Annotated in this window: 3 protein-coding genes and 2 pseudogenes; 3 read left to right on the forward strand and 2 right to left on the reverse strand. The window is 52.3% G+C overall.

Annotated features, from left to right (window positions below):
- A partial coding sequence (locus tag GS12_RS22190; RefSeq protein ID WP_034951053.1) for an IS110 family RNA-guided transposase occupies positions 1-682 on the reverse strand: 682 nt, incomplete at its 3' end.
- An 84-nt stretch (positions 683-766) separates the two neighbouring features.
- Positions 767-1,183 (reverse strand): annotated as a pseudogene (locus GS12_RS22195) (Tn3 family transposase); the annotation flags it as partial.
- Here GS12_RS22195 and GS12_RS22200 point away from each other — a divergent pair.
- From GS12_RS22200 to GS12_RS22210, 3 genes and pseudogenes are all read left to right on the forward strand, one after another.
- A pseudogene (locus GS12_RS22200) lies at positions 1,184-1,609 on the forward strand (recombinase family protein); the annotation flags it as partial.
- 55 nt (positions 1,610-1,664) lie between these two features.
- Positions 1,665-3,539, forward strand: coding sequence for a phospholipase effector Tle1 domain-containing protein (locus GS12_RS22205; protein ID WP_034951049.1), 1,875 nt, complete (start codon positions 1,665-1,667; stop codon positions 3,537-3,539).
- Positions 3,530-4,189, forward strand: coding sequence for a DUF2931 family protein (locus GS12_RS22210; RefSeq protein ID WP_034951051.1), 660 nt, complete (start codon positions 3,530-3,532; stop codon positions 4,187-4,189). The genes GS12_RS22205 and GS12_RS22210 overlap by 10 nt, the downstream gene beginning before the upstream one ends.
- The last annotated feature ends 251 nt before the right edge of the window (positions 4,190-4,440 follow it).

The raw sequence follows: 4,440 nt of genomic DNA on the forward strand, positions 1-4,440 counted from the left end.
GTGCACAGGCCGTTGTGGGACCAACGCCCTTTAGCTCCATCAGCCGCTGACTGCGATGATCTGTTTTGGCTATGCGGGATAAAATTCGGTCATATTCAGTGATGTTAGCTTCAATGCGATCAACGTGTACCATCAAATCATCAACACATTGCTGAACCTGAAGCGGTAAAGAGCTCTTCTGCACAGAAACCATGTGGCGCAGGGCATCAGCACTTTGTGGCGCGATGAAACCGAATTCAGATATCAATCCTCGCAGACGATTATACGTTGCTGTTTTCTCTTCGATAAAACCCTGACGGGTACGATGTAAACACTGCATGGCCTGCTGGCTTTCGTCTTTCACTGGTACGAACCGCATATGCGGACGACGAACAGCTTCACAGATAGCCTGAGCATCAGCTGCATCATTTTTTCCTGATTTTCCGGCCATACGATAAGGCGATACAAACTTAGCAGCCATCAGACGTGGCCCATGACCATACTGCCGAAACAATCTTGCCCAGTAGTGAGCCCCGGAGCATGCTTCCATCCCGATAACACAGGGAGGCAAACTTGCAATTAACTCAGGAAGTGCAGCACGCGATACTTTAGGCTTAACCAGAACAGTTCTACCACTTTGGTCAACACCGTGAACAGCAAACACATTTTTAGCAAGATCGATACCGACAGTCGTGATAGTCATAACGAATTCCTCCGGGACGATGTGTAGCCCATGATCGCACAAGAGTTAATCAGGCGCATAATCAGGGGAAGTCCCTTCCATTCGTTAAGGTTGTTTTTTGTACTGACTGACATCAACTGGCCGCAAAGGACGATACTTCCCTTCAGCCAGTTTTTTGTTGATTCGCCAGCTATAGTCTCCCGTCAGATTAATATGCTCCCAGCCCAGCGGAGACAAGTGTGACAGCAAGTGTTCATTGAGCGGCATCCCCTTCTTTTTCAACTGGTTAACGGCGTTTTCTATATACACGGTATTCCACAATGTGATCACGGCTGTGATCAGCGTAAGGCCACTGGTGCGGTAACTCTGGTTTTCCACACCACGATCCCTTATTTCGCCCAGACGATGCATGAAGACGGCTCTGGCAAGCGCATTGCGCGCTTCTCCTTTGTTCAGACCGCCCTGAACCCTGCGACGCAATGCAGGATCGCGGAACCAGTCCAGCATAAACAGTGTTCGCTTATCAGTAACAGCGACTGGATGACGCTGAAAAAACAGATAGAACAACACGAGCTGCGGATTGTCAGCCTGGATGTACCCACCTCATGGCAGGCGCTGTCTGATAAAGACTCATCGCAGGTTGTTCCGATTACCCGCGCCGCGATAACCGCCATCAATAACATGCTTATCGACCTGATGGCCGCAATGTCGCATAAGGACTGGCTGAGCCGCCGCCAGCGGCAGAAACAGGGAATTGAACGAGTACATACGCTGGGGAGATACCGGGGAAAACAGGCTGATAAGGAGCGGCACCAGAAAGTCCTGTACTACCGGCAGGTAAAAAAACTCAGTATCCGGGAAACAGCAGATGCAACGGGGTACAGCCCTTCGCAAATCCGCCGTATCCAGGCGTTGTACCGGCAATCAGAAGCCAAAGATTTTGGTTAAGTCATGATTAAGGTATGATGTGCTGATTTTATAACCATTTTAATCATGAGGGATTATGGCAACGGGATTTTTTCTTTATCACCTGGATAAAACCACCTGCGGGGGGCGGATCCTTTCCGGTGCGTCTGACGACACCTACGAAATTGGTGGCATTGAGCGGCAGCAGGTCAGAGAGGGCGACCCGGTGACTTGCGGGAAGCATGAGGGGCGCTTCCGCGTGTGCGGCGGCATGGGGGACACCTATGAGGTGGGCGGAGAACTGAAAGAGTGGGCGGGTTCGCTGGACAGCTACAGTTCCTGCCCGTGCCGCGCCCGGTTTATTCCGTCAGTCCAGACGCACACCTACGAGAGCGACGGCAACGCCGGACGTGTGGCCGAACGGGCTGAGACGGCGAAAAAACAAGCCCGGCAGTCAGAGCCTGAACAGCGAGCGCAGGCCGCGAAGAAGAAACGGGAAATCACACTGACCATCGGCGTGTTCTTTGATGGCACTGGCAACAATGCGAATAACAGCGGTGACCGTCAGGCCGCCTGTTCCGGTGAACATTACGGGATGAATGATGCTGAATCTACGTCTGCGTTAGAGCAGTGTATCCGGCTGAATCGCGGGGTCAGCGGCACCGCAGCTGGCAGCTATATCGGCTACTACAGTAACGTGCACTGGCTCCATACGCTTTATAACCCGGAAATAAAAACTGATACAGGGGCAGGCCAGTACACCATTTATATTGAAGGTATCGGTACGGAAGACGAGGCTGGCGACAGCACTTATGGAATGGGTACTGGCCGGGGTGATACCGGCGTGGTGAGAAAAACCGATAAAGCAGTCGCGGCACTGGCTGCCGGTATTCAGGGCTATCTAGACAAGCACACCGATGCCCGGTCCTGTACAATCAAAGAGCTGCAATTTGATATTTTCGGCTTCAGCCGGGGAGCGGCGGCGGCGCGCCACTTTGCCAACCGGGTATTCAGCCAGGACAGCGCGATTATCGCGGCGATTAAAGTCGGGCTGGATGGTACAGAATTTTCCGGAACGCCCGGCGGAAAAACCCGCTTTCTGGGGATATTCGATACCGTAGCCGCCATCGGGACACCGGTTAACGGCCTCAATCCGCACAGCGCCGATACCGGAGAAGTGAATCTGGTGCTGCGTCCGGGCGTGGCAGACAAAGTGTTCCACATCACCGCGCAGCACGAATGCCGCTTTAACTTCGCACTGAATAGCGTTAAACCGGCGTGGCCGGAACTGGCTTTGCCCGGCGCACACTCTGATATTGGCGGCGGCTATAACCCCGACGAGCGCGAAGCCTACTTCCTTACCCGACCGGAGTTTGAAACCGTTACCCTTTCCACCCCCGACACGGAAACGCGGATTTACCAACAGACCTGTGCACAGCTTAAAGCGATGGACGGCTATCCGGCGATAGCGCCACTGCTGAAGGCGGTGGAGGTGAATGTTGATACCTGGCATGACGACAAAATGCCAGCAGACCGTTACGGAACGCTACAGAAACGCAGCGGTGCCGCGCTGGTTATCGACCGTCCGACGCGTAATGACTGGTCGAAGGTGGTGTTGCGGGTGATGCTCGATGCGGCACAGGATGCCGGGGTAGAATTTTCCCCTATTTTACCTAAAGACGACAACCTGTCACTCCGACCAGAGCTGAACAGCCTGTGTGAAAAAGCGATTGTGATGGGCCGCGCCATAAGGGGGGGCCAGTCAGCCCCCGGTTTTACCACGCCAGAAATTCTGATGCTGGCCGAAAAATATATCCACTGCTCAGGCAACTGGAACAGCGTGGCGAGAGATGGCCAGGGAATAATAAGCGGTGCGGTCAAACCGGCGAAGCTGGTGACGTTCACCAACCGGCCGGACGAGCGCTGGCAGCGTACGGTTTACGATATGAACGGGAATAGAATATGGAAATAATACGTATGGCCTGTCTTCTTCCTTTATTGGCACTGGCGGCCTGTCAGGGAAAATCTTTGTCCGGCACTGTCGCCTCAAACGATGAGCCAACAGAGTGGACTTTTGATTTTTTCACACCCAAGGCGCTGCCCGCACTGGTGACGTACGCCGTTGTTCAGGATGCCGATGGCAAAGTTTATGAGTTTAATACCCTGAACCGTACATCTGCTCTACCAGACGTTATCGGCGAGTGGAACGACAAAGACCGTGTGTCTGGAGGCTACTGGAATCACGTTAAACGTCCCCCCCGACATATTATTTTTTGCTGGGACTCGATTATCGATAAAAAAGTCTATGAGACCGCACTGACGATCCCTAAACCTGTACTGGAGAAAATGCTCAGGCCGGGTGAGCGCAGAGATTATCGGGGGAGAATAGCGTATTACGACAGAGTGCAAATTGGTCTGGCTCCGGAGGGAAAAGTAGCCGTCTGGTTGCAGGGGATCAGCTCTGAGCCAAATTATCGCGTCACACCGTCAGTTCTTAAAACCGTATCAGGGGATAAATTAGATATTTGCAAAGGAATAACGCGGTTTTCTAACGGCTATGAGTACGGAAAAGATACCGAGGATTTTATCAAAGGGAAAAAATATCCTTACGGTAGTTGGTAAGCAACCTATTTAACCCTGGAGGATCTTCCCAAGATCCTTTGGGGCTCAGCGGCCAATTTTTAGCCTTAACGAATGGAAGGGACTTCCCCTGATTATGCGCCTGATTAACTCTTGTGCGATCATGGGCTACACATCGTCCCGGAGGAATTCGTTATGACTATCACGACTGTCGGTATCGATCTTGCTAAAAATGTGTTTGCTGTTCACGGTGTTGACCAAAGTGGTAGAACTGTTCTGGTTAAGCCTAAAGT

The organism is Erwinia oleae (assembly GCF_000770305.1).
GTDB lineage: Bacteria > Pseudomonadota > Gammaproteobacteria > Enterobacterales > Enterobacteriaceae > Erwinia > Erwinia oleae.